Annotated in this window: 7 protein-coding genes; 6 read left to right on the top strand and 1 reads right to left on the bottom strand. The window is 63.6% G+C overall.

What is annotated here, in order from left to right:
• Window positions 1-150: 150 nt before the first annotated feature.
• The 6 genes from Y707_RS0103900 to Y707_RS23240 all read left to right on the top strand — a co-directional run bounded on the left by Y707_RS0103900 (window position 151) and on the right by Y707_RS23240 (window position 4,276).
• Window positions 151-567 (top strand): DUF302 domain-containing protein, encoded by a 417-nt coding sequence (locus Y707_RS0103900; RefSeq protein WP_026534112.1) that lies wholly within the window; start codon window positions 151-153, stop codon window positions 565-567.
• Between the two features lie 58 nt (window positions 568-625).
• Window positions 626-1,978, top strand: a complete 1,353-nt coding sequence (locus Y707_RS0103895; RefSeq protein ID WP_026534111.1) for an MBL fold metallo-hydrolase — start codon at window positions 626-628, stop codon at window positions 1,976-1,978.
• Window positions 1,979-2,237: 259 nt separating this feature from the next.
• Window positions 2,238-2,504 carry an SHOCT domain-containing protein gene (locus Y707_RS0103890; protein ID WP_026534110.1) on the top strand — a complete coding sequence of 89 codons (267 nt, stop codon included), beginning with the start codon at window positions 2,238-2,240 and terminating at the stop codon, window positions 2,502-2,504.
• Between the two features lie 212 nt (window positions 2,505-2,716).
• Entirely contained in the window at window positions 2,717-3,007 is a 291-nt protein-coding gene (locus Y707_RS33220; protein WP_026534109.1) for a hypothetical protein, read from the top strand.
• Between the two features lie 121 nt (window positions 3,008-3,128).
• A complete protein-coding gene (locus Y707_RS0103880; protein WP_026534108.1) occupies window positions 3,129-3,512 on the top strand; it encodes a hypothetical protein in 384 nt (127 codons plus the stop codon).
• On the top strand, window positions 3,509-4,276 hold the full coding sequence (locus tag Y707_RS23240) for an RES domain-containing protein (protein ID WP_051441624.1): 768 nt from the start codon (window positions 3,509-3,511) through the stop codon (window positions 4,274-4,276). Before Y707_RS0103880 ends, Y707_RS23240 begins: the two co-directional genes overlap by 4 nt.
• A gap of 279 nt (window positions 4,277-4,555) precedes the next feature.
• On the opposite strand, the gene Y707_RS32070 is transcribed toward Y707_RS23240, so the two are convergent.
• Window positions 4,556-5,441, bottom strand: an 886-nt coding sequence (locus tag Y707_RS32070) for an exonuclease/endonuclease/phosphatase family protein (protein ID WP_503487601.1), incomplete at its 5' end; no start/stop codon positions are given.

The raw sequence follows: 5,441 nt of genomic DNA, 5'->3' as shown, positions 1-5,441 counted from the left end.
GGCTTCAGCAGTGCATGGATCAGGAGGACCCCAGTATCGACAAGAAGGACCTGGAAAAACTCTTCCTCTCGCTCGCCTGAGCTTCAGCCCGGCCGCGCCGGTCAACAATCATCACCCGGCACAACAGAACCAATGATCAAGGAGCAGCACATGAGTTACACCCACACCGTTACCGTCGACCTGCCCTACACGACCGCAGTGGAGCGGACCAAGGCTGCCTTATCGGAGCAGGGTTTTGGCATCCTCTCGGAAATAGATGTCCGCTCCACGTTCGAGAACAAACTCGGCGCAGGTGCCGGCGAAGAGCTGGGCGATTACGTCATCCTCGGTGCCTGCAACCCCGCCCTGGCCCAGCGCGGTCTCGCCGCCGAACCGGACCTCGGGGCGCTGCTGCCCTGCAACGTCGTCGTACGCCGCGGAGCCTCCTCCGGCACCACGGTGGTCCAGGCCATCGACCCGCAGACCATGGTCCAGCTCAGCGGGACCGACGCTGTCCGCGAGGTGGCCAACGACGCCGATACCCGCCTGCGTGCCGCACTGGCTCAACTACCCGCAGCCGGGGCCTGAAAGTCCGCACGAATTACCACCACCTGAACAGGTGTACACGTACTGAAGGAGTAATCCCATGGACGTCATCACGATCGAGACCCCGCAGCTGGGAGACCGCAGTTACCTGGTCCACGATGGCACGAGTGCACTGGTGATCGACCCGCAGCGCGATACGGACCGGCTCGAAGCCGCTGTGCGCGATGCCGGAGTGCGCATCACCCACGTCGCCGAAACCCACATCCACAACGACTACCTCACCGGCGGTCTAATGCTGGCGAAGGCACACGGGGCGCAGTACCTGGTCAACGCCGCCGATCCGGTCGACTACGAACGCACACCCATCAAAGATGGCGAGGTCGTCCACGTGGGGAATTTGACGGTGAAGGCGCTGGCCACCCCCGGGCACACCCACACGCACCTCTCCTACATCGTCAGTAACGACGGCGAGCAGGCTGTGTTCTCCGGCGGAAGCCTGCTCTATGGTTCGGTCGGCCGCACGGACCTGGTCCGCCCGGAAGACACCGAGACGTTGACCCGCGAGCAGTATGCCTCGGCCCGGCGCCTTGTCGAAGAAGCCGCACAGCAGGCACCCCTGTATCCAACCCACGGCTTCGGCTCTTTCTGCTCCAGCGGGCCGGCCTCAGGCGTGGACTCATCAACCATCGCCGAACAGGCCAGCGAAAACCACGCATTGACGGACCCGGATGAAGACCACTTCGTATCCGAGCTGATCGCCAACCTCACCGCCTACCCGTCCTACTACGCACACATGAGCCCGCTGAACCTCGAAGGCCCCGGCCCGGCGGATCTGACGGTGCCCGAATCGGTCGACGCGGGCGAACTCAGCCGCCGCCTCAACGACGGCGAGTGGGTCATTGACCTGCGTAACCGCACGGCGTTCTCCAGCAACCACCTGGACGGGTCGGTCAGTTTCGAATACGGCAACGGTGCCAGTTTCACCGGCTACCTCGGCTGGGTGCTGCCCTGGAACGAGAAACTGACGCTGGTCGGTTCCCACGAAGACGTCGAGAACGCGATCCGGGACCTGTCCCGCATCGGCATTGACCACCCCGACGCTTCCACCGGCGGCGGACCGGAGCAATGGGCTAAGAAGGCTCCCACCGCCAATTACCCGCGCGTCGGATGGGACGAGGTCCCCCATGGCAGTACCGGCGACGACGTCATTTTTGATGTGCGCCGCACCGACGAGTTCGACGAATCCCACATCAAGGGAGCGGTGAACATTCCCGTCCATGACCTGCTCTCCCGGATGGACGACGTTCCGCCGGGGCGGCTCTGGGTGCACTGCGCCTCAGGATACCGATCCGGGATCGCCGCGAGCCTGCTGCAGCGTGCCGGCAAGGACGTGGTCCACATTGACGCCATGTTCAACGACGCCGAAACAGCCGGGCTGCCCATGGCCGGCTGACCAGCGCACCCAGCCCCCGGGCTACGCCGGCCGCCCGCGCCTCGGCTTCCCGCCCTCCAGGAGAGCTCCCCGTATGGAAACTCGCACCCTGGAGTCCTGTCCCCGGGGACAGGTCCGCAGCCTGACCGTCATGGGGGCTACCGTCCTGGGTCTCCATCTGGCCGGGTGGGGTAACGAGGCCTTGTTCGCTTGGCTACACCCTGGGGGCCAACGATCAACACTGACATGACACAGACGACAAGAGATGAGGAGCACGATCATGATGAACGGCAGCGGTATGGGCGGTATGGGTCTGATGTGGATCTTCGGGTTGTTGGTGCTCGTAGGGGTGATCGTGCTGATAATCGTGCTGGTGAAGGCTCTCTCCGGCAGGCCCCAGAACACGGCCGGCGCCGACAACAGCCGCGGCCCGGGCACCGGTGGCGACCGGGCACGGGAAATCCTCGAAGAGCGCTACGCCCGCGGAGAGCTGAGCACCGAAGAGTACCGGGAGCGGTTACGGACCCTGGAGGAGGACAGCCAGTGAGCCCATTGACACGCCATCAGCTGCTGTCGCTCGGTGCGGCCGGGTCCGGCGCCGGCGGCTTGAGCAGCACTGAGCCGGACCCTGCTGGCCGGCGACGGACCCACCAACGCCTTCAAAGGAGACTCAGACGCGGCGACCTGACTGCCGCCGAACAAGAGCTTCCGCTGCGAATACGTCGCCCTGCAAACAGCCGTCAAAGCCAAATACGACCTGTGGTGACACAGGCCGAACACGACGCCATCGCCGGCATCCTCACCACCACATCTCCCAACCAGCCGGTACCGACCGACAACGGGGGAGTCGAGGTAGGAGTGGAGGTACCCAAAGCCGCCGCACCGGACCCCGAAACGGAAGAACCCACACCGGAAACGGACGGGGCACCGGCCGGCTCCGGAAGACGTCTACTACGAGAACTGCACCGCCGCCCACGAGGCGGGAGCCGCCTGTACACCGTGGTGACCCCGGCTACTGATTCTGAAGGCGACGGAATCGGCTGCGAATAGACCCCCGTTACACAGTGGAGGGGAGTGGCTTGGCATGGATCTGGCGGACAGAGTGCGCAGAGAGAACCCAAACACGTGGATGCGGTGGCTTTTGGGTGACTTTAGAGTGTAAGATCGGGTTATGAGTATCGAAACGATTATCGCCGACGGGTTCTCCGAAACCGCGCGGATGGATATTCACGAGGTCGTGCGGCGTCTCAACACCCATCTGGGGCCAACACTGGTGGCCGCACTGTCGGGCACCAAGGACCGCAGGCAACCCATCCGCTGGGCCAAACCGGACGGGCCCGCCCCCGGGGCCGATTTCGAGAACCGGATCCGGCTGGCCAGACGGGTGTGGCTGGCCATTGCCGACGCCGAATCCGACTCAGTCGCACGGGCCTGGTTCATCGGCGGTAATCCACGTCTGAAAGAGGATACGCCCCTGACGGCAATCCGCGAGGACCGGCACCGCGAAGTCGTCGCCGCCTTTACCGCGTTTCTGGAAGATACCTACGACGGATGAGTCCGACTGGACGCCGATGCGCCAGCACCGGGCTGTGGCTCAATACTGGCTTCACCACCGGCTACCGAGTGGCCAGAACGACCTACGGCGGCCTCAATCCTCCCACCCGTGTGGCCGGCTCAGACCGGCAGGGCTGGGGACGCTATGACACTCCGGGGTCGACCGTTTACCTGGCCGGGGAAGTGGAGACAGCCTTCCGCGAGGTCATAGCCCCCTTCACCCTTGGCCTGCAGGGTAATTCTGCGCTGCAGAAAGACGCCGACTTTCTGGGAATGCCGTTGCCGGCTTTCATCCGGGATTTTAAGTCGTACTGGGAGGAAAGCAGCTACATGAACACAGGGTGCCTGCCCACCCAATGGAGGACATCGAGGGACCTGTACCAGGTACAGGTCCCGGCCTCCGAGGCGTGGGTGGACATCGAACACCCCTCATCACTGGCAGCCATCCGCAGCGCCATCGGCGCCGGGCTCGCCGCCGATACCGGAATCGACTCCGTCAGCCTGGCCGAGGTCCATGCCCCCGACCGGGAAGTGACCACGCGCATTGCAGAATGGCTACGCACCCTCGTGCTCGACGATGGGAGACAGCCGGCCGGGGTTACCTACAGCAGCAAACTCGGTGGCAGGTGCTACGCATACTGGCTTCGCCGCAGGGACGAAGGCCTGGGGGAAGACCACCTACGGGTTGTTTCCACCAAGCCGATCGACCGGACCGACCCCTCACTGAAAACTGCCTGCAAAGGACTCGACCTGCACTGCTTCTAACCGGCAGTAAAGCTATCCCCACTGGTGCCTGCTTCCGGCTACCGGTCTGCAGCTAGATTTTGAATTCTGTCCATAGGGGGTAGTGGTCTGAGATGCGCCACGATATTTGGTTGTTGGTCATGTCTTCGTACACGTGGGGGAGGAAGTCGAAGTGGCCGGCTTGGCCGGTGTAGTCCAACGATTTGAGCAGGTTTGTCTTCGTTGTGGAACCAGGCGATCTGGTCGTAGAAGTGGCCGGAGTTGTCGTTGCTGAAGATGGTCCGTGGGACACCGTTCAATTCAGGCGCCGGGCGCAGCCCGGTGGAGGCGAACGCTTTGTAGAGGGGGTCGTCTTTGCGGTCGAGGTTGAAGTCGCCCAGGACCAGCAGGTTCTCGTTCCAATGGCCGTCGCGCTCGGTTGCGCATCCATTGGGCGAAGTTGGTTAGTTCGGGGAGGCGTTCTTCGGGGTCGTTTCCCCAGAGCACGTGCACGGTGGTGAGACTGAACTCGACGTTCCCGCGCAGGAAGCTGGCCGTGTAGGGGGTGCGGGCGAACTGCTCCACCGGCCCCTCAGCCGATGGGGGCAGCACGATTTCGCCGACCAGGCCGGAGGGTTGCACACGGGTGGTGTTGTAGATGTAGGTGAGGCGTTCGCCGTTTCCGGCGTCACCTTCGGTGACATCCGAGGTGATGAAGCGCCACTGGTTACCGAGCTGGGCCATCAGGTGTTGCAGGGCGGTGACGTTGCGCCGCGTTTCCTGGACGGCGACCACGTCGAAGCGGAAGACGATTTCGGCGATGCAGGCCATCGCGTGCCAATCGCGTTTCGGCGAGTCGTCTTCGTCGGCATGCCACTTCTCGGTCAGGTCGCTGAAGGCACGGATATTCCATGTGCCGACCAACAGGTTGGAGGCAGTTTTTGGTGGAAGCTGCTCGTCCAAGGCTGTGCTGATAGATTGCACGTCCTGGGCCACTTGGGGTGGCGGTCTCGTCGTCATGGAGCCACCGTTTCCGGCGTCACCTTCGGTGACATCCGAGGTGATGAAGCGCCACTGGTTACCGAGCTGGGCCATCAGGTGTTGCAGGGCGGTGACGTTGCGCCGCGTTTCCTGGACGGCGACCACGTCGAAGCGGAAGACGATTTCGGCGATGCAGGCCATCGCGTGCCAATCGCGTTTCGGCGAG

Source organism: Arthrobacter sp. H14, assembly GCF_000520495.1.
Lineage (GTDB): Bacteria > Actinomycetota > Actinomycetes > Actinomycetales > Micrococcaceae > Arthrobacter_C.
The sequence above is the reverse complement of the archived record's forward strand: the minus strand, read 5'-3'. Positions and strand labels throughout refer to the sequence as shown.